The organism is Seonamhaeicola sp. S2-3, from assembly GCF_001971785.1.
Lineage (GTDB): Bacteria > Bacteroidota > Bacteroidia > Flavobacteriales > Flavobacteriaceae > Seonamhaeicola.
Map to the genome: position 1 here is coordinate 3492625 of NZ_CP019389.1, position 21325 is coordinate 3513949.

Here is a 21325-nt window from a genome sequence, read left to right on the forward strand (position 1 = left end):
GAGGGAGCGACTCCCGAAAGCCCGACCCGATAGGGTAACGCCCTGTTAATTTTAAATTTCTAAAACACTTTCTGTTACTTGCATTCTAACTTTTTTAAAGTCTGCAAACATATCGTCTTCTGCTCTATAACCTACTGGTAAGAGTAAAACAGATTTTAGTCCTTTTTCTTGAAGGTTCAAGGCTTTATCATAACCTTCTGGATTAAATCCTTCCATGGGGCAAGCATCTATGCCTTCTACAGCGCAAACTGTCATTAAATTACCTAGGGCTATGTAGGCTTGATTTTTAGACCATTGTTGTTGTTCTTTTATTGTCATGTTGCTTAACATGTCTATTAAATTAAGCCTGTATGGGTCTAATATTTTGTTGGGTGTATTACGAATGGATTGAATGTTTTTAAAGAATTTATTTACGTCTGCTTCTAGTATTTTTTCTTGAATACATAATACTAATAAGTGAGAGGCCTCAACAACTTGGTTTTGATTGTAGGAATGTTTTAGAAGTGATTCTCTTAAACTTGTGTCTTGAATTACAATCATTTTAACTGTTTGTAAACCATATGATGTTGCTGTTAGGTTAAATGCTTCTTTTAAGGTGTTTAGTTGATTTTTAGTGAGTGTTTTAGTTGGATTAAACTTTTTTGTTGCGTATCTCCACTTTAATTTATCTATAATACTCATTCTGCTCATTTATGTTTTTTACAAATGTACTATTTGAATTTTCAATTTGATAAAATTATATGATAAATTGAACCAGTAACTAAATAAGGCAAAATTATTTTTTAAAAAATTTAAATTTTATTTGAAAGAATTAAAAAAGGGTTCTATATTTGCACCCGCATTCAGGCAAATAGCTTGATGAGACACTTGGAGAAATGGCAGAGTGGTCGAATGCGGCAGTCTTGAAAACTGTTGAGGGTCACACCTCCGGGGGTTCGAATCCCTCTTTCTCCGCCAAGATTTATTCAAAATCGAACAAAGTCCCGTAAACACTATGTTTACGGGACTTTTTAGTTTCTACAAAATAGCAAAAGAAGAATGGTGCAAAAGCAATATGGTAAAGCATCTTGAAAAGCTTAAACAAAAAACTTTTGCAACAGCATCATAACCTAACAAAACCCAATTAACCCACTCGGTTTTTTGGGTTTTAATTTTTCTTGTAAATATTCCTACTTTCCATAAAAAAGATTTATATTTTTATGTTTTTAAATTTATGCTAAATAAGATAATAAGAAATAAAACAGTTCAATGGTTACAATCACCTGATTGTAGTGTAAATGAACTTATTACATATATTAAAAACAAAGGTCAGTTAAGAGATACTCAAATTGAGGCAATAGAAACTTTTTTGTTTTTGAAAATTCAAGGTCAAAACAAACCTCTTTGGCAACTATTTGCAGAAGGTTTTTTTACAAATGGTACTGATTTGTCAAAATTAGATATTAACCAAAATGCAAGAGAATTCCTTGAAAACAATAAAGAGGCGTTTTCTTTATTTGATTTTGCAAGACAAAAAGTAAAAGGCAAAAAGCAACTACCTAACCTTGAACAGGAAATCATAAAATCACCAGAAGAGTTAGATTATCAAGAAATAATTAAAAAGTTATTTTACAATGTAAACTATTCTGACTACTTAATGAGTTTACCAATGGGTTCTGGTAAAACTTACTTAATGGCTGCATTTATCTATTTAGATTTATATTTTGCTTCAAATGAACCCGAAAATAAAAATTTTGCTCATAACTTTTTGGTTTTAATTCCTTCTGGCTTAAAAACATCAATCGGACCAAGTTTAAGAACTATCGAAGATTTTGACCCATCTTGGGTTATTCCAGAACCAGCAGCAACTAATCTAAAAAAACAACTAAAGTTTGATGTATTAGATGAAGCCAAGTCTGCTAAAAAAAGCAATAAAGCTCGAAATCCAAATGCTCAAAAAGTAAACGAAATCCTTCCAGATCCTTTTGGGCAAGTTTTCATTGTAAATGCGGAAAAGGTAATCTTAAACAGAGTTGATACAACAGGTCAAACAAACTTATTTGAAGATGATGAGGACAAAAAGGCTAACGAATTAAGAGCTCTAATTGGTAAAATACCAAACTTATCTATTTTGATTGATGAAGTGCATCACGCAGCAAAATCAGACATTAAATTAAGACAAGTAGTTAATAGATGGAATGATAGAGGTAGTATAACCACTGTACTCGGTTTTTCAGGTACGCCTTATTTATCAACAGCAGAAAAAATTCAGCTTACAGAAGATGATACTTTAAGAATTTCAGAAATCACAAATACAGTCTATTATTATCCGCTTACAAATGCAATAGAAGATTTTTTAAAAAATCCAACAGTTAAAATAGCCGATAATCTTACTCATTTACAAATAATAAAAGAAGGTATTAACGACTTTAATGAAACGTATGGAGATTTAACTTACGCTAATGGTACTATTCCAAAAGTTGCTATTTATTGCAGTAATATTGAAATGTTAGAAGAAGAAGTTTATCCATTTCTTCAAAGTGATTTAAAAATCCATCCTGACGAAATATTAAGATTTCACGGTGGAAATAAAACGTACAGTTTGCCAAAGGAAAATGAATTACAATTTAAATCATTAGACACTGCAATTTCAAAAAAGAAATACATTCTGTTAGTAGCAATTGGTAAAGAAGGTTGGGATTGTAAGAGTTTAACTTCTGTAATACTACCGCAAAAAAGTAAGAGCGCTTCCAAAAATGCTATCATTCAAACAACGTGTAGATGTTTAAGACAAGTTACAAAAGGTAATGATGAATCAGCTTTAATTTGGTTAAATAGAGAAAATGCAACAATACTTAATAAAGCATTAGAAAAAGAACAAAACACGTCTATTGAAGAACTCAACAATTTAGACAAAAATAAAGGTGCTGATTTAATTGAACGTCATTCAAGAATGGGATTTCTTAAACTTCCAAAAATTGACTATTACCAGCTAAAAGTAAAATATCAATCTATTGAGGAAGAAGATAAGCCAAACACCAAAATTAAATTAGAAGAGCTACTAAAAAGCATAAAAGATTACAAAGCTAACTATGCAATAACTACTAAAGGATTAGACTTTTTAGACGAAGGTGAATTATCTTTTTTAAACAGTTCTGGTATCAAGTTGGCTAACTACAATCATTGGATTGCTAATATTTCAAAAGATAGTTTCAGTACAATCTCTACAAAAGAATTGCATCAATTTGATGAACAATTAAAACCTATTTTTAAAGCAATTACTCTAAACAACGAAGGAAATCTGTTTTTTAATGAACAATTTGATACTTATAAAATTGAATCTAAAATTAGAGTAGCATTCAGCATTAAAAGAGAATTAACAACCGAAGAAGAAATAATTCCTAAAGAAGCCAACTTACTTATTGTCGACAAATTAAAATCTATTGCAAAGCATAAAAACTTATATCCTAATGAAGAGGTAACAAAACAAATTTTGCAATTTGACAGTAACCCACTTTCAACAGAAGATTTTAATAAAAAAAAGCAAGAGCGTATTTTAAAATTAACAGAACAGGGTAAGTTTGATGAAATTGCAAAAGTTGCAGCAGAAACCATAAATCCATTAATTGAACAAAAAGACAAATCGTTTCATTTATTGCCTTATAATTTCGACAGTGGTTTTGAAAGTCAATTTTTAAATGAAATTCTTAAGTTAAAAGACTTTAAAGAAAATAATTTAGAAATCTATTTTAATGGAGAACGTGGTATTACAGAGTTTGTAATTAACTGTTTTGCTAAAAAAGGAAAACGATGGAATAAAGTAGGTAAATACACAACCGACTTTTTAATCATTAAACGCAATACTAAAGATGCTATACACAAAGCATTAATTATTGAAACCAAAGGAGAAGGCTACGCTAATGATAAAGATTTTATTAAGAAAAAGAACTTTATAGAAACGGACTTCTTAAAACATAACGAAGACAAATTTGGGTACAAAAAATTCGATTTTCTCTATTTAGAAGATAGCAATAAACTATTAGACAATATTGCAGAAGTAAATCAACGTATCAATCAATTTTTCAAAGACTAATTACAATTATGCCAATTAAATATATACCATACACACCAAATACCATAGAAGGTCAAGCCGTATTAGACAATATTACACGCACAAAACGTGTATTACGTTATCGCGAAAACAATGAAGTGTATAACCGTTTAGAACGTGGTATGCCCTACTACGAAGTAGAAACAGTGGAACAAGTTGGTGAACCTTCCGAAAATTTAATTATGCGTGGTGAGTGTGTCTCAAACTGTGCCTATCTAAAAGAACAAGGTATAAAAGTTGATTTGGTATACATAGACCCACCTTTTGCAAGTGGTGTAGATTATGCTAAAAAAGTATACATCAGAAGAAATCCAAAGTTAGCAGCTAAAATAAGAGAAGCTGAAAAAACAATGGAAATGGAGGAACTACGAACTTTTGAAGAAACAATGTATGGAGACATTTGGCAAAAAGAAGATTTTTTGAATTGGATGTATGAAAATTTGCAAGCGATTAAAAGCATAATGTCTGAAAACGCATCAATCTATTTACATTTAGATTATCATATTGGACATTATGTAAAGATATTGATGGATGAAGTTTTTGGTGAAGAACGATTTTTAAATGAAATAATTTGGTGTTATTCTGATGCTGCGAACAGCAAAAAATATTGGAATACAAAGCACGACACAATTTTTTTCTTTTCAAAAAGTGAAGATTACGTTTTTAACTATGAAGAGGTTTTAAGAGAACACTCTGAAGGTAATATCAAAAAATATAAATATGAAGACGAAAAAGGAAAATATCGTCTTTTCGGAAAAAACATTCAAGGAAGTCCAATACAATGGCATAGAGATGTTAAACCAGAATGGGAAAAAACAAATCCAGAATTAGTTTATAGGCATTATCTAAAAGCAGGTAGTTTACCTTTAGATTGGTGGACTATTAATCCCGTTAATCAAGCCGCACACGAAAAACAAGATTATTCCACTCAAAAACCTGAAGAATTATTGGAAAGAATTATAAAAGCAAGTAGTAATAAAGGTATGGTAGTTGCTGATTTCTTTGGTGGCAGTGGAGTAACAGCAAAAGTAGCTAATGAGTTGGGCAGAAAGTTTATTCATTGTGATGTAGGTATAAATTCTATTCAAACTGTTAGAGACCGTTTAGTAGCAGAAAAAGCAAGCTTTACTATAAAAGAAGTCAAAGATGGTGTAAACTTATTCAGAAATCCACAACAAACTATGGATAAATTAGCAACACTAATTACAGGTTTACAAACAAAAGTAGAAGGTGTTTCTAATTTCTGGTTAGGTGCTATAAACGATAGTAAATTAGGTACGGTTCCAGTTTATGTTCCAGACTTAATAGATAGTCAACAAAAGTTACTAGATATACCAACCATTAACCGCATTATCAATCAAGAAATACAAAATCTTTCAATTAATGCTAAAAAAGTAATTGTTTACTACATAGATATTGATGATGAAAAAGAACTGAAAAAATTCATCAAAGAAAATAATGCAACCACAACAGATGTTGAGTTAAAAGATTTAAAGAATCTTCTTCACGAAACTGTAGTAGATGATGAATTAGAATTTTCAATTACTGAAGGTAAGGGAGAATATACTGTATCAATCGATAAGTTTACAAGTGACAGATTGCAGCAAAAGATTAATGAGTTCAATGAAAAAAGAAACTTACAAGCAATAAACAAAGGAAAGAAATTCGAACCTATTAATATTAGCGAAGAAGGATTAGAGCTAATTGAATTAATCTCTTTAGACTGTAAAAATTCAGAGGGTGAATGGTTTAGTTCAACAGAAATAAAAATTGACAAATTAGGTTATGTCATTTACGATGGAGAGAAATCGAAAGACTTTTGGAATGGAAAAATCACATCAAAAGAAAAACCATTAAGAATTAAAGTGAGAAACATTAGTGGAGATGAGTCTGTAGTGGTTATTTAATCCCCCACAACCCAAAACCCAGTTCTTTGTGTTCTTCCGCTCCCCCCTACAAATCAGCGGTTAGTAATACGCCATAGCATATTGATTTTTTTCATGCCAAAAAGAAACAATAAGCTATTGTCTAAAAGTCCAATATAAGTAGCTTGTTTAAATGCTGTTTTATCAAACAACTATTTAAAACGCTACCCCATACAAACACTTCATCCTACGTTCAAATTAAAAAAAACTTGTTTTTTAAGAGATAATACCCCTTTAGTTATAGTATTTGCTTAACTTTACTTCCACCCAAATCTTATTTTATTATGCGTTTATTAAGGCTATACATTTCGCTTTTAGCAGTATTTTTTTCATTAACAGTAAGTGCTCAAATACCTACTTATTACAGCAATATAGATTTCTCTCAAACCGATGATGCTCTTAAAAATCAAATAAGTACATTAATAACAACCACACTTACAAACCAATTACCATATACAAGTGCTTCTACAGATACTTGGGATGTTATTAAAACAGCAGATTTAGACCCTTCAAACAATCAAAATGTGCTTTTGCTTTATGGGTATGATGATTTAGATAACACCTATAAAACAGATAGAACACGTAGTAAAGACTTAAATTGTACCTCAAACTCATGTATAGGTTTGTGGAATAGAGAACACGTTTTTGCAAAATCATTAGCAAACCCAAGTTTAGACACTAGTTATCCCAGTGCAGGTACAGATGTACATAATTTACTTGCTTCAGACTCACAAATGAATTCTTCAAGAAATAACAGAGTATATGCATCTGGTAGTGGTAATTCTACAATAACAGCACAAGGTTATTTTTATCCAGGTGATGAATGGAAAGGTGATATTGCACGTATCATTATGTATATGTATGTGCGTTACCCCAATCAATGTTTAGCAAATGATGTTGCATTCAGCTCAAACAGTACACATCCAGATATGCCCGATATTTTTCTTCAATGGAATATAGAAGACCCTGTTTCTAATTTTGAAATACAAAGAAATAATGAAATTGCACTTGCCCAAGGCAACAGAAATCCGTTTATTGATAACCCTTACATAGCTACATTAATATGGGGAGGTACTCCTGCAGCAGATAGTTGGCAAGTACTCGCTTTACCAGAATTATATAATCAGGAATCTGTTTCAATATATCCTACTATTTCTACTAATTATTTAAATATAGTATCTAATAAAACAAATAACTATCAATATACAATTGTAGATTACAGTGGTAGAATATTGCTTAATGCAACTGTAGCCAATAAAGTTGATATTTCCAGATTAAATACAGGTAGTTATATACTACATTTAAAATCTAATCAATCTGAAAGTACTTTTAGGTTCATTAAAAAATAAGACAGCCTTAACAACGCTACAAGAACATCTGCTTTCTTTTTTCGTTTTCGCTTAATAAAAACCCTTTAAACACTGCGTTTAGAGGGTTTTTTATTAATGATTATAGATTAACAATTACTATATTGCCTACTTTACGACCCGTTTCTAGATACTCATGGGCATGTCTTATATCTAATAAGCTATATTTTTTTTCAATTTTTGTTTGAAGTTTTTCTTGTTCAAAAAGATGTATTAAATCTTTTAATAAACACTTCAATGCTTTAGTGTTTTTCATGCCTGTAGCTGCAAACTTTACTTTTTTTGAATTCCATAACATGTGCCAAAGTATTTTTCCACTTAATACTGGCGTCATAAACATGCCACCAGAACTTATTAAATTTCTAACGCTTTTATAAGATAGTTTTCCAACAGTATCATAAATCACATCATATGTATGGGTTACATTATTTAGATTTACTTTAGTATAATCTAAAACTTCATCGGCTCCCACAGACAGCACAAAATCTATATTCTTTGTACTACAAACTCCTGTAACCCTAGCGCCCATTACCTTTGCTAATTGCACTGCAGCATTACCTAAACTTCCAGAAGCGCCATTAATTAAAACATGTTGTCCTGGTTTTACATTGGCAATATCTTTTAAAAAATTGTATGACGTTAAAAACCCATCACATATTGGTGCGGCTTCAATATGAGAAATATTATTGGGTTTTCTATCTATAACCAAATCTTCGGCAATACATAAATACTCTGCATTAGAGCCATTGCTAAATAGTTTTTCGCCAAAAACCGCATCGCCTATTTTAAATTTTGTTACTTGGGCTCCCACAGATTCAACAACACCAGAAAAACCAGTTCCTAAAAACCTGTTTTTAGGTTTAAATATGCCTAAAAATAATCTACCGTATTTTGGTACTCCTTGGCGCATCATGGTGTCTGCTCTGGTAACAGATGATGCCTTAATATTTACTAAAACTTCGTTATGCTTAGGTAATGGTTTTTCTAAGCTAGATATCTTGATAACTTCTGGCGAACCATAAGTGTTATAAATTGCTGCTTTCATTATTACTATTATTAATGCTAAAGTTTAAGGTTTTCAATTTATTAATCGCTCGTATTTTATAATCAAAACAATATTTCTACAAATAAGGTGAGCCCATTACATGAAAAACTAAATCCCAAACAATGTGTACAATTATTGCTATTAGTAAACCACGTTTCCAATACACCCAACCAAAGAAAGACCCTGTGATAAGATTTCCTATCATAGTAGAACTCACTGTTACCAAAGTGAGATTTGAAAAGTTTTTTGATAGTGGCAAATGCATTAAACCAAAAAATACCGCCGTAATTATTATACCCACCCAAACTACAGTTGTTGATGGTTTTACTTCTTTTTTAAAACGTTGAATTAAAGCTATAATAAAAGACATTAACCCAAGCCGAAAGATAATTTCTTCTGTAATTCCAGCCGAAAATGATACGATGGCATAATAGAGTTTAGAAGGTCTTTCTATAAGGCTTGTTGCAGGAAAGGTATCTCTTATTTGCTTATGAATTAGAAGTAATACTAGTGCTAAAACTACACTAAGACCCATAAAATACAATAGCTCTTTAAACACATTTAAAAGCTTTATAGTTTTTCTCTTAGAAAAGAAACTTTCTATAACTGGCGCGCCCAAGTGTGCTTTTTTTGATAACCATAAACCAACAAAAACCATAATTATACCTATTATAAGTCCATAAACTCCTGTTTGTATTATTTCTGTAGCTATAGAATTAGATATTTTTACACTTGTATTACCTGCCTCTATTTTTAACCGTTTTAATTCTCTGCTAAAGGGAATGTTTAGAAGCGTACCAATTACAAATAAAATAACTACAAAAAAAGCTGTTGATAGGCTATTATATGTTTGGGTTGAATTTGGTGATTTCATTTAATAAATTTTTGCTAAATATGACCTTGTAATATGGGAGTGTGTTAAAATCATTGCTTAGTTGTTAACTTAAACGGAACACACTAAACTAAAAATATACTTCCTTAAAAAAGCTACAGCAAGAGGTAATTACATTTACCAAAAAATACCTGCATTAATTACAAAAAACATTTAATTCTTGATGAGCCGCTAATGACACCATTGGTATATCTTGATTACTATCTATTTTAATACAACTTAAATTGGGGTTTCTATCTACTTTTAAATCTATAAGGTTGCTATTACTACTAACATCTAAATTTGTTAGTAAATTACTGGTTATATACAAATGGGTTAAGCTACTATTCTCTATAAGATTAATACTTTTCAATTGATTATCAGACACTAGTAAAGTTTCTAAATTTATATTTGAATCTATATTTAAATTATTAAGCTTATTTGTTGTTAATAACAAATTTTTAAGACTTACAGCTTCTGTAATATTAAGTGATGTTAAATCATTATTGCTTATATGCAAAATTTCTAATAATGGGTTGTTAAGGCTTATCGCTTCAAGGTAATTAAAAGATAAATTCAATATTTTTATTTTTTTTAAATCTGTTAAGCCTTTAATAGATACAAGTTTATTAGCCGATACATCTAACAGTTTTAAATTAGTATTATTACTTACATTAATACTTGATATATTATTTCCTGCAAGATATACAGAGTCTAAAAGCTCATTAAAACTCAAATCAATCTGCTCTATATTATGTTGGTTAGCAACTAACTTTTTTAAACTTACAAAGCCCTCTATACCAGACAAATCGGTAATAGCTCCATACTCTAAAGTAGCCAAATCTAATGCTTCAATAGTATTAGCATCTGCTTTAAGCATTTGTTTATTAAGCACTCCATCTGTATCTATGCCTTTATGTATTAATATAGCTTCAAGACTAGCATCGGGTATTTCTAAATAAATATCAGTATCTAAACTACCATCATCTGTAGCGCATGAAGCTAAAAAAACCATAATTAAAATTAGCCTTGTAAGTAAACCTACTAGAGTATTTTTCATTGTATTATAATGTATTTTTAAGTTGGTTATTAAGTATTCTGGTTTCTAATAATCTTATAAATTCTATTATTTATAATTTCTGATAAGTTCCAATAGAGTAATTTGGGGTCTGTTGTACTATAAAAATGAACAACCACAGCGTCAATATCTTTATAATATTTTGCAAAACTTTGGTATCCTGGAACCCAACCAGAATGTTCATATTCATAAATAGAAGCATAAATTTCTTGCTCTTTGTTTTTAAATAATGTTCCGTTGTTTAATGCTCTCAAGAATGTTCCCACATCTTCTAACGTAGCGTGCATACCGTAATCGTTTGTTTTTAAATCATGCGGGTATCCTACATGGTAACCACTCATTACATTGTTTATATCAACTTGCTTAAGTGAACTAAAAGTGTTTTTAAGGTTTAACGGATTTAAAATTTCTTCTTGTTTGAATTGAAAATTGCTATAACCCAAAACATTATCCATAATCTTATTAATTAACAAGTAATTGGTATTACAATATTCATAGTCTTCACCAGGTTCAAAGTTTGCGGGTTTCCCTTCAATTAAGGCTATACTTTCTTCAAAAGATTCTGTAGGTGCTGCCCAAAAGTTTGGAGCATCTGTAAAATTGGGAATTCCACTTTTATGCTGTATCATCAATCTTAGAGTAATTTTGTCTGCATTTTCAATTTTACTAGAGAGTTCTGGTAAATAATCGGCTATTGTTTTATCTAAAGAAAGACGTCCGTCACTTACCAATTTGGTTACAGCCACAGCATCATATAACTTACTAATACTGGCTATTTTAAATAAAGCGTGGGGGTTAGCATGAATTTTTAATTCTCTATTATGCCAACCAGCACCGTAATATCGTGGCTCTTTCCCTGCCTGATCTACATATACAATCACTCCTTCAAACCCATGATTTACAGCTTCATCTACTTGTTCTTGAACCGTGTTTGGTAGTGGTAAAATCCATGCTTTTACCAAAATCCATGGTACAAAAAACATAGAAACTATAGTACCAATTAATAATGCTAGCCTTATAATGAGTTTAGTTTTCATAAATTATATTATTAATAGTTTTGTTTTTCTTTTATAAGGCAAATATCTAGCAAGTTGAAACTTTAAAGAATATTAATTAACTGAACTGTATAATCTTAATGATAAATTGTATTCTTAATCGCTTTTGTTGTTTTTTTAGAATAAAATATTAACACAAAAACATCATTTAATATATAGTTTCATTTAAAAAATTAATTTATAAATACCAGGCAAAATTAGTTATAAGCCTTATATTAAAAGTACTATATTATAAATTAGAACTAATTCTTTTTATGAGGTTTTAAATAATAATTATGAGGTATTCCTTCTATTTTTTTTTAAGAATGTATTAAAAAAACGGCCTTTATTATGCCGTTACTTAAAAATAAATCAATATAACATATCGTAGTTTACCTCCTACACACTTGAAAATTTTCATACAAAAATGTACTTTTAAAGCATAAATCTGAAAATTATAAATTTTTATGAAACATGAACACTTCAAAAAAAAATGAACCCAAACCATTTTTTAATGAATCTAAAACCTCACTTATTGATGGTAACATTGCAAAAGACGAAGAATGGCTAACTACAGAAGATGTTATGAAACACCTTAACTTAAGCAAGAGTAGTGTGTACCGTTTAAGGGTAAAAAAGCTTATTCCTGCCTACAAATTAGGTGGCACCGTTGTTTATCCTAAGAGCTTAATTAACAAAATGCTACTTAACAAGGCTTTAAAAAACCTTAATTCTGGCAGTTAGGTCTTATAATTCTCCCTAAAACTAGTATTATACATAAAAAATGCCAATCATTATACCGTGTAAACACTTTATAATAACTGGCACTTATTGGCTAACTGTTATGTAATATGCTTTAACTTACAGTAAGCTCTCCTAAATAATTGCTTCTAGCAGCATTGGTATTGCTTACAAAAGTAGCCCAAGTTTGCACATCAATTCCCGAAAGAAAAGCAGGTAAAGTTACTTGTGCACTTTCATCTTCTCTAGAAGCAATTTGCTCATAGGTTTGAAACAACTGTAAAGTTGGCGCATAAAACACCACCACCAACTGGTCTGTAGCACTGGCATTACCTTGTCCGCTATTATCCACCCAACTTAGGTTTATAACTTGATTAGCTGCAGCCGTAACTGTTGGCGAGTCTATATCTCTTAAATCGCCTTTGCTAATCAGTACTTTTTGGTAATCTATAACAAACCCTTCGGGGGTCTCTACCAAGGCATTTTTAAGATGATACGACGTAGCCAAATTGTACGTAGACTTATCGCCTTGTGATTTACCAAAATACTGACTCAATATACCCTTAATAGGTGTTAAAAAATCAACTACTGTTTTAAAACGCTCGCGTTGTAATAGTTGTGCTTCGGTTGGAACATAGTTACCACGTTGTGGTACACTACGCATAACATTTTTGCCTCTCCAGCGTGCGCCAACAACATTGCCCACTTTACCAGAAAAGCCTCCTAAAATACCTTTTTCAAAAGTAGCCATAAGTTTATAGTTTTTGGGGTTAATAATGCCCCCAAGATATAACGCCTTAAAAGTATTATCCAAATTATGACACGTATTGACCGCTTTTGACATCTATTGACTACTATTGACACCTATTGACTACTATTGACACCTATTGACATCTATTGACTACTATTGACACCAATTGACACCAATTGACACCTATTGACATCTATTGACACCTATTGACACCTATTGACACTTATTGACATCTATTGACTACTATTGACATCTATTGACTACTATTGACACCTATTGACTACTATTGACCTATTTTTAGCAAATTTTAGGGGTTTTGTTCGAGTTTTGTTCGAGGATTGTTCGTCTCAGCTAGGGGTTTATTTTTTTAAAATCGATTTTTGAGGGAGAAAGATGGGAGAAAACTACTCCCTAGTTATTGCGAACCTTTCGACGGGGCTCAAGACAAGCTGTAGTGAAGCAATCTCTATGTCGTTTAGGCTATATATTAATGAGACTGCTTCGTCGTGCCTCCTCGCAGTGACGGGATGGGGTTGCTTCTTGTAATGATAAAAAGAGCAGGTTACTTTCCAATACAATATGTAATTTACCTTATATTTATTGGGGTTAGAGCATTTGGGCAACAAATAGGATACAAAAAACACCTAAAAAGGGTAAATTAAGGGCAATCATTAATAAATTCAATTACGAATATAGCATAAAAAAACCACTCATAAAGAGTGGTTTCATACATAAAAACATCAACTGTTAATTAGCTGTTCCAGAGCCTAAATAAACGCTGTTTGACACGGTATTACCTTCAGCAGTAATAAATGCCATAAAAAGCTCGACTGTATCACCTGCATAGGTACTTGGAATTGTAATGATTTGAGATCCTACAGTTCTATCAGCACCATCAAGAATATACATTGATTCCTTTTTACTTGGATTGTAAACTAAAATCATTGCTTTATCAGTTGCATTGGCATTACCTTCAGCAGAGTTGTCATCCCAAGTAAATTCTACTTGTCCTGCAGTTGCTAAATCTGTTGCAGGGTTCAATGCTACAGATAGATTACCTCTACTTAATAAAGCTAAAGAATAATCTACAGTAAAGTTTGGTGCAGCTCCTGTAATCGCATTATTCAACACATAAGACATTGCTGCGTTAAACTCTGTTTTTTGCACCGCATAAGATTTATACCCTTTCTTGATAAAACCTAAATTCGGTTGAAGATACTCCAAAGTAACAGTAAACTTATTTCTTTGGTTAACTTGACCTTCTGTTCGTGGATTTGCCACACTTGAAGGCTTAATTCTCAAATAGTCAATACCTTTCCAAGAAGCACCAACTACGTTTCCTACTTTACCTGATACACCGCCCAGGATTCCTTGTGAAATAACACCCATTGTATATAAAATTTAAAATTAATACTTGTTCGAAGTTGGTTCGGACTTGGTACGGTCTTTAACCAACACAAGTAATATATGGCAAATACTATGCTAATAGATTGATTTGGTTTTTGTTGCCTTTTGTTGCCCGATTTTGCTTTTTAGAAAATAGGTTTTGAATATATGACACCTTTAAATCTGCCATTTTTGAAATAACTTTTTGAAGTTCAGCTTCTTTTTTACAAATAGCTGAAACTATATCAATATGCTTTTGTAACTGAAATTCATCACTTAACAATGAGGTGTAACTGTTTTTTAAGGTGTTTCGGCAATCATCTATTGAGATAAACGGAATAACACTCCCTTTTAAATAATAAGCATAAAAACCGCCTATTTGTAACATCATTGATAAATGATAAAGGGTTTGTTTTTCTTCTTCGGTTGATACAGATACCACAAAACAATTAGGGCAGGGATTTATTAAAGGCTTTCCGCTGTTTTGCCCTTTATTCAAAATAAAAAAATGAGGTTGCGAGTAGGTTCTTCCGATTTGGTGTGTTTTTAGTTCAAAAGTTGACATAGCTATCCAATTTAAAATTGCTTCGCTACGCTTCGCACCATTAATTTTTTAAAAGAAAAACAATAAAAAAAGAAAGCCTAATGCTCTTGTGGCGTGGATAAGGCTGTCAAGGTTTTTGGATAAAAGTTTTTTGAGATTAATTGTTTAATGATTGTGAAAAATGCTTTTGAAAAAAGTTTTATTCAAAACCCGTAGGGCTTGACCTTTATAGCCTTGCGCGTTGGCTGTGGTAGCCACATATATTTGCTACCTTTTTTTATTTATTGACTGTTCTTCTAAAACTTCTAAAATATCTTGTTTTTTGTATAAGATTCTGTTGCCCATACGAATTGGATTTAAAATACCGTGTTTATTCCAAGAATGTATTGTTACTAAACTTATTCTTAAATAATCGGCTACTTCTTGTCTTGTTAGTAATTCATCATTTTTTGATTTTGATAGTTCTTTAAGATAATCTTCTATTTTAAACAATAATTTATCTGCTACCTTATCGGCTAATTCATCAATTGTGACTTCTGTAATTTGGATTGTTTTTGTAATCATATTGAAATGTATTTAATTAATTGAACAACACTTTTTGGGGCATAAACTCTTAAAAAAATAGGTTATTTCCAATTTGAGCGTGGGGTGAAGCGTTTGTATGGGTAGCGTTTTAAATAGTTGTTTGATAAAACAGCATTTAAACAAGCTACTTATACAGGACTTGTAGGCATTAGCTTTTTGTTTTTTTGAGGCACGAGAAAAAGCAATATGCTATGTCGTATTACTGCATTTTATTAACCTATTTTTTTATAACCGCTGACTTGGGTGGTGGGGAAAAGTGGACTTTTATATTTGTTAACGAAATGAAACAAACAAAGACTTGAGGTAAGGAATACTTGGACTTAACGATGGTTTTGTGCAGCTTGAATGAGATAACGAATATAATACTAAACTAATTCAACCTTTTAAATTTACGACTGTTTAATGCTTGTTCAAAATATCGTTATATGTTCGGATGTGAGCGTTGGAATAGCGGATATTTTACATAATACCAGTTATAGCTACAAAATGCATTAACACTGCGATAGCAAACCTTTGAAAAATGCCGTTTGCTACTATAACTTGTATTATGTAAACATAGCTTGGGGTAGTTTTTGGTGTGAGCGTTGGCAACAGCTCTTTGCTTTTTTATTGTACCTCTTTTTAAATTATACTCGCAAATAAAATAAGCAATGTGCTGTGTGAGGGTTGGCAACCAAAAACTACAAGTGCGGTGGATAGCGGAACAAAACAAAAGACAGAGGGTTTTGAGGTACGAAAAAACTGGGTTTTGTTTTGTGGGGACTATGTTAAAAAAAATCAGTTAATTTGAATAGCTGAAAACAAACAAAATCTATTTATCAATGAATAAAGAAATCTTAATTACTAATTACAACCCAAATAAACTTAAAGAAGCAAGAGAATTAGCTGGTTTAACTTATGAATATTTTGAAAACGACGATGCTGTTGATGTTGAAAAACTTGAAATGTATGAGAATAATGACCCTATAACACCAATAGATATTTTTTTAATCGCTTACCTATTCGTCTTATATCAAGAAAAAGCGTGGGAAAAAGGTTCAGAATTTAAATTAAGTTTAACAAAAGATATTCTTAAATCCCATCCCAAAGGACTAAAATACCAAGAATTTATTGCGAACCACGCAAATTATCACGGAATGCCTTTAAAACGAAAAAAGGACGGAACAATAAAGTGGGTAGCTACAATCAAAACTAAAGACGGGAAGGAAAGAGTTGAATTTTGGGAACAAAAAAGACAGGATTTAGGAATTAAAGCTAATCACGTTTTAGATTCAGGGTTTAGACAAAAAGTAGCATTTGCAAATCATCCAACTAAGATACACGTCTGTTTATTTTCTGGCAGTGAACTTTACATTGATTATAGGTATCCTTCACCTAATAGAATTGATCTACTGAATAAAGGTTATGACCAAGATTTAAAATATTACGATTTAGATGTATATGAGATTGCAAATTTATTATTTGATGTTGATGGTTGTAAAAGGTTTTGCAACATATTTAAAATAACTAAAGAGTTTAATAACGTAAATGAACTTTTGGAAATTTTAAAAGCTGATTTTGTTGATGTTGAATATTCCCCTTTTGTTTCTCCTGGTGTAATGAGTAATTCTCCTGACCGTTACGATGGCTATCATTCATACAATAATGATGTTAGAGCTATTACTGATACAGGAAGATATAAAGACAACTTAAAGAGATACACACAGGATAGAAGAGTATATGAAATGTGGTCTGGTGGTAATTGGAAAATGGCTGATAGACTTTATGCAACTTTTGTTAAGAATGGTGTTAGTCCAGATCATATTGGTCCAATGTCTTTAGGCTTTGCGCATAGACCTAAATTTCAACCTATGACTGCAAATGAAAATAGTGCAAAAGGCAATCGAATGACTTATAGTGATGTTCAATTACTGATAGATGATGAAAATACAGGTGATGAAGTTATTACTTGGCACTCAAAATACATATGGGATAAATTAAAAAATAAGGTAAATAACGATACAGATGCACTTAAATTAAGTGGTCTGATGCGTAAAAATTTACATCACGTTCTAATTGTTTTTTCAATGATTAATGAAAAAGGACATAGAGCATTTTTAGAACAATTCCTAAATCCTGATTATTCTTATTCTGATTATGAATTTATTGGATTTAACCCTGAAACAGGTGGTTACAAAGATGTTATACCTAAAAAATTAGAAGGACAAAATCAAAAGAATAATGTTGAGCGTTATTTTAGAATAGCTTTTGAAAAATTAGTTGAATATGCAGATAAGGACAATAGAAAAAATAAAATATGGGAATCGGAAGCAATAACTACTAAAGTTAATCAAGTTTTAGATTTATTGGATGCAGAAAAAAATGATGAAGCATTAACAATGCTTCATCAAATATTTCAAGATTTATCAGACATTGCTGAAAGCAATTGGTAAAGATTCTAAACATTTGGAATAAAATTCTTTAAAATCAATTTCTCCCATCATCATAGATTCATAGGGGGAAGTTGATTTATATTCACTTTCTACTTCAAATTCACCTGAATCAGTTTCAATTTTAGGCAAACCTCCAATAGCTTCTTTTACAGTAATTGGGTTTGGTAAATTTTCATCTTTTAAAGAAAATAATGCTTTTGGGGCATTGATTTTTACTTTACTTAATGTGCCAACTATAAAAACTCTTTTTCGCTTTTGAGGAACACCATATTCTTCTGCAGTCAACTTAAATGGTTTGTTTACATTGTACCCTAAACCTTCAAAGGTGCTAATAATTTCTTTTACAGCTTCTCCTTTTCTCATAGTTAATATACCTGGAACATTTTCCATCACAAAGCCTTCCGGTCTAACATCTCTAACTACTTCTACAAAATCTTTAAACAACTGGTTTCTTGTGTCATTGGGATTTCTCCAACCTGCATATGAAAAACCTTGACAAGGTGGACCACCAATTACAAGACCTACTTTATCCACTTTATTCTTTGAGTTGATAATTTTTTCTTTAATTATAGAATCAGTAATATCTCCTAAAATTAACGAATCTTCATTATTGGTTGTTAAATGATTTTGTTTATATGTTTCAAAATAATGTTTTTCAACTTCATTAGAACCTATCACATTAAAACCTTCCATAAGAAACCCTTCAGACATACCGCCAGCACCTGAAAATAAATCTATCATTGATTTATTGTTAATATGAGGGTAAATAGCTTCAGCTACTGCTCTTGCAAGTAACGTAGGTACAGCATTTCCTATTTGTTTATACTGGGATGTCTTACTTCCATAAAAAATAAAACTATCTTTAAAAGATTGTAGACGAGCACCCTCTCTAATCGAAATCATTCTCTGCTGTTCAGGATGAAGATTACTACTATTACCTAATCTATTAAAATAAGTAGTTATTGTATAACTTGGTTTATCATATCTTAATCTACCGTAGTATGTCGTTCTTCCTCCTGTACGTCTAATTTGTTCTAATCTTTTAGACGGTAAATGAACTGGTATATTTTGCCAATTACCTCCAGGTGGAATGTGTTTTGCCATTTCCCATTCTAAATCACTCAACCTTGGTGATATATGATTATATAACTTCATCTAATAATTTAATTTCTTTTAATTTAATATTTGGGACTTTATCTAAAATGTAATTGATTTCACTCTCATTTAACCCATATAACTTACAAATTTGAATTTCATTTTCATATTTATTACCATTGAAACTTTGTAAATCTAATTGCTCTAAATTTAAAATTGGTAACTCATCTAATTCATAATTGTTTATGTGATTATTACTGCTTGTAACTTTAAACCTCCAATTTAAAAGTTCACTATTAAGTAAAAAATGTAACTTCTTTAAATCATCGAAACTTCTTAATGAATTAATATAATTACAAGAATTAGCAAGTATATCCCTTGGCTCTGAAAATGTAAACTTCAATCTTTTTCTTAAATCAACATTTGATATTTGCTGACAAATAAGTCTTGACTTGTTTAAGTCGTTTTCAATGAAATCTTTAGATTTTCTATTGACAAAATCATCAATAGAAACAAATTCATCATTTTTATCAACTAAACCATCTTCTTTAATCATATTACCTCTTACAAGTCGATAATCCGTTTTCTCACCTTTTAAAATACAATCTTTATATTGGGTTAAATCAAGTTCTCCTCTTTTATTTCTTATAAAAGAGTAATCTTTAATTTTTTTATGAATTGATAATTTAGATAATATAGACCAACCAACCTCATCAATAAGAGGTATTTCTTGATTTTTATCAAACACTTTGTTGATTGTTTTTAAAGCTACCTTAAATTTATCATCGTTATGTTCAATTTTAATTTTATCTGAAATACCACCTTTTTTTAAATAAAAAATAACCGTAGACTGCGCTACATTATCAAATAAATTAGATGCTTCTCGGTAATACCTTATGAATCTTAAAGTGTTATTGTTTAATAAAAACTTTCTTAATCTTGATGCAGTTAAATCTGCAAATAAAGAAGATGGACAAATAATGCCTATTTCTCCGTCTTCTTTGGTTAATTTTAAAATCATTTCAATAGAAAGTTGATAGTAGTTTAACATACCTTCTATTGAATAATTATAAACACCAGATGTTTTAAAGAATTGAATTTCTGATTTAATTTTACTCTTGAGATTTGTAAAATAACCATTAAGAACATTACTCTTTTTATTGTTAACCTTTAATAAATAATAAGGTGGATTTGAAAAAATGGCACTAAACCCACCTATATTAAATACTTCTTTAAAATCTGTTGAAAAATCAAATGATATATTAGAATTAGATAGTAAAGATGTATTTGGTATAAGTGCGTTGCGATGTAATATATTTCTTGAAATACCTAATAAAATATCTTCATCGATATTATCAAATAAAGAAATAACCTTACATTTTAAAATGTTTAAAGCCACCTCATCAACATCAACAGCATAGAGATGGTTGCAAACAATATCTTTAAGTTCTAATGAATACTTTTTTCTTAAAATTTCAATAGCTTCAAAATAAAATCTACCTGTACCACTTGCAAAGTCTAAACATTTTAAATCTTTTAAATTTGTGTTTTTAAGAGCATTTGAAACTGTTTTATCAACCATTTCGTTAGTAATGCTTTTTAAAGTATAAACAGCACCATACTCTTTTAAGTAGTGTTTTGATTTAGCTCTTTTTAATAGGCCTTGAGAATAAGAAAATTGAGAATTTAAAAACCTAATATGTAATTCTTCAACTATATGTGGAATATCTTCTAATTTTAAACACTTTAATATTTCTTTCTTTATGTTCTCATTTGTTTGTAACAAAAAATGTTTAGCATTACGTTCAATACTATATTTGTTGTGGGTATAATAATTAATGAGGCCTCCTATTAAACCCCTATGAGCTTTAAAGGCTAAATTTGTGTTATCAGTTAAATGCAAATTCGCATTAATTAAATGAATTGTATCATCACTGTAAGCATTCTCGTTTTGAGATAACTTATATTCATTTAAAATATAACTTACAATTAACTCCTTTTCATAGTCCTGTAAAAATGTAATTACTTTCTCCATCAGCTTTTTGATTTAATTGTTCGCTTATATTCAATTTTTGCCTCTGCTACTTTTAAAATTTCAGAATACTCTTTTTCATCCTCAATTTCATAAGATATTAAATCACTATAAAAGTTTACCAATAAAGATTTTTTATGTACGTTAAAAATCTTTGCGACCTCTTCAAGTAATTGTATATTTGCCCTCCTCTCATCACGCTCTATTTTACTTAATGTAGACTGGTCTATATCAAGTAATGAAGCAAGTTTTCTTAAAGGCATTTGAGCATCTTCACGCAGTTTTCTTATTTGAGAACCGACACTATTTAAAGTATTCATAGAAATATTATGTCTTGACAAATTATGTC

General features: G+C 30.5%; 17 protein-coding genes and 1 tRNA gene. 6 read left to right on the top strand and 12 right to left on the bottom strand.

Going from position 1 to position 21325, the window contains the following annotated elements:
* Positions 1–51 precede the first annotated feature (51 nt).
* Entirely contained in the window at positions 52–681 is a 630-nt protein-coding gene (locus BWZ22_RS15285; protein ID WP_076701626.1) for an NAD(P)H-dependent oxidoreductase, read from the bottom strand.
* Between the two features lie 188 nt (positions 682–869).
* Between BWZ22_RS15285 and BWZ22_RS15290 the strand changes: the two genes are divergently transcribed.
* The 4 genes from BWZ22_RS15290 to BWZ22_RS15305 all read left to right on the top strand — a co-directional run bounded on the left by BWZ22_RS15290 (position 870) and on the right by BWZ22_RS15305 (position 7364).
* Positions 870–957 (top strand) — tRNA-Ser (locus tag BWZ22_RS15290).
* Between the two features lie 256 nt (positions 958–1213).
* Positions 1214–4072: a DEAD/DEAH box helicase gene (locus tag BWZ22_RS15295; RefSeq protein WP_076701628.1), complete on the top strand. Its 2859-nt coding sequence runs from the start codon at positions 1214–1216 to the stop codon at positions 4070–4072.
* An 8-nt stretch (positions 4073–4080) separates the two neighbouring features.
* Positions 4081–5997: a site-specific DNA-methyltransferase gene (locus tag BWZ22_RS15300; RefSeq protein ID WP_076701631.1), complete on the top strand. Its 1917-nt coding sequence runs from the start codon at positions 4081–4083 to the stop codon at positions 5995–5997.
* A 302-nt stretch (positions 5998–6299) separates the two neighbouring features.
* Positions 6300–7364, top strand: a complete 1065-nt coding sequence (locus tag BWZ22_RS15305; RefSeq protein WP_076701634.1) for an endonuclease — start codon at positions 6300–6302, stop codon at positions 7362–7364.
* Positions 7365–7464: 100 nt separating this feature from the next.
* Here BWZ22_RS15305 and BWZ22_RS15310 read toward each other — a convergent pair whose 3' ends face one another.
* The 4 genes from BWZ22_RS15310 to BWZ22_RS15325 all read right to left on the bottom strand — a co-directional run bounded on the left by BWZ22_RS15310 (position 7465) and on the right by BWZ22_RS15325 (position 11413).
* Entirely contained in the window at positions 7465–8427 is a 963-nt protein-coding gene (locus BWZ22_RS15310) for an NAD(P)-dependent alcohol dehydrogenase (protein WP_076701636.1), read from the bottom strand.
* 76 nt (positions 8428–8503) lie between these two features.
* Positions 8504–9301 (bottom strand): CPBP family intramembrane glutamic endopeptidase, encoded by a 798-nt coding sequence (locus tag BWZ22_RS15315; protein WP_076701639.1) that lies wholly within the window; start codon positions 9299–9301, stop codon positions 8504–8506.
* 154 nt (positions 9302–9455) lie between these two features.
* Complete coding sequence (locus BWZ22_RS15320; RefSeq protein WP_076701642.1) at positions 9456–10358, bottom strand: hypothetical protein; 903 nt, start codon at positions 10356–10358, stop codon at positions 9456–9458.
* Positions 10359–10387: 29 nt separating this feature from the next.
* Positions 10388–11413, bottom strand: a complete 1026-nt coding sequence (locus tag BWZ22_RS15325; RefSeq protein ID WP_076701644.1) for a serine hydrolase — start codon at positions 11411–11413, stop codon at positions 10388–10390.
* A gap of 471 nt (positions 11414–11884) precedes the next feature.
* Between BWZ22_RS15325 and BWZ22_RS15330 the strand changes: the two genes are divergently transcribed.
* Complete coding sequence (locus BWZ22_RS15330; RefSeq protein ID WP_076701647.1) at positions 11885–12154, top strand: helix-turn-helix domain-containing protein; 270 nt, start codon at positions 11885–11887, stop codon at positions 12152–12154.
* A 112-nt stretch (positions 12155–12266) separates the two neighbouring features.
* Here the strand turns inward: BWZ22_RS15330 and BWZ22_RS15335 are convergent, their stop codons facing one another.
* From BWZ22_RS15335 to BWZ22_RS15350, 4 genes are all read right to left on the bottom strand, one after another.
* A complete protein-coding gene (locus BWZ22_RS15335) occupies positions 12267–12995 on the bottom strand; it encodes a DUF6266 family protein (protein WP_157607992.1) in 729 nt (242 codons plus the stop codon).
* A 654-nt stretch (positions 12996–13649) separates the two neighbouring features.
* Positions 13650–14291, bottom strand: a complete 642-nt coding sequence (locus BWZ22_RS15340) for a DUF6266 family protein (protein WP_076701652.1) — start codon at positions 14289–14291, stop codon at positions 13650–13652.
* 88 nt (positions 14292–14379) lie between these two features.
* On the bottom strand, positions 14380–14853 hold the full coding sequence (locus BWZ22_RS15345; RefSeq protein ID WP_076701655.1) for a hypothetical protein: 474 nt from the start codon (positions 14851–14853) through the stop codon (positions 14380–14382).
* 246 nt (positions 14854–15099) lie between these two features.
* Entirely contained in the window at positions 15100–15396 is a 297-nt protein-coding gene (locus BWZ22_RS15350; RefSeq protein ID WP_076701658.1) for a helix-turn-helix domain-containing protein, read from the bottom strand.
* 842 nt (positions 15397–16238) lie between these two features.
* Between BWZ22_RS15350 and BWZ22_RS15355 the strand changes: the two genes are divergently transcribed.
* Positions 16239–17849, top strand: coding sequence for a hypothetical protein (locus BWZ22_RS15355; protein ID WP_076701661.1), 1611 nt, complete (start codon positions 16239–16241; stop codon positions 17847–17849).
* Here BWZ22_RS15355 and dcm read toward each other — a convergent pair.
* Genes dcm through BWZ22_RS15370 form a run of 3 tightly spaced genes read right to left on the bottom strand, consistent with a single transcriptional unit; the run spans position 17823 to position 21296 of the window.
* Positions 17823–19004, bottom strand: a complete 1182-nt coding sequence (gene dcm, locus BWZ22_RS15360; protein ID WP_076701665.1) for a DNA (cytosine-5-)-methyltransferase — start codon at positions 19002–19004, stop codon at positions 17823–17825. The genes BWZ22_RS15355 and dcm overlap by 27 nt on opposite strands.
* Positions 18991–20979: an Eco57I restriction-modification methylase domain-containing protein gene (locus BWZ22_RS15365; RefSeq protein ID WP_076701668.1), complete on the bottom strand. Its 1989-nt coding sequence runs from the start codon at positions 20977–20979 to the stop codon at positions 18991–18993. Before BWZ22_RS15365 ends, dcm begins: the two co-directional genes overlap by 14 nt.
* Positions 20979–21296 (bottom strand): helix-turn-helix domain-containing protein, encoded by a 318-nt coding sequence (locus BWZ22_RS15370; RefSeq protein ID WP_076701670.1) that lies wholly within the window; start codon positions 21294–21296, stop codon positions 20979–20981. The genes BWZ22_RS15365 and BWZ22_RS15370 overlap by 1 nt, the downstream gene beginning before the upstream one ends.
* Positions 21297–21325: the final 29 nt, after the last annotated feature.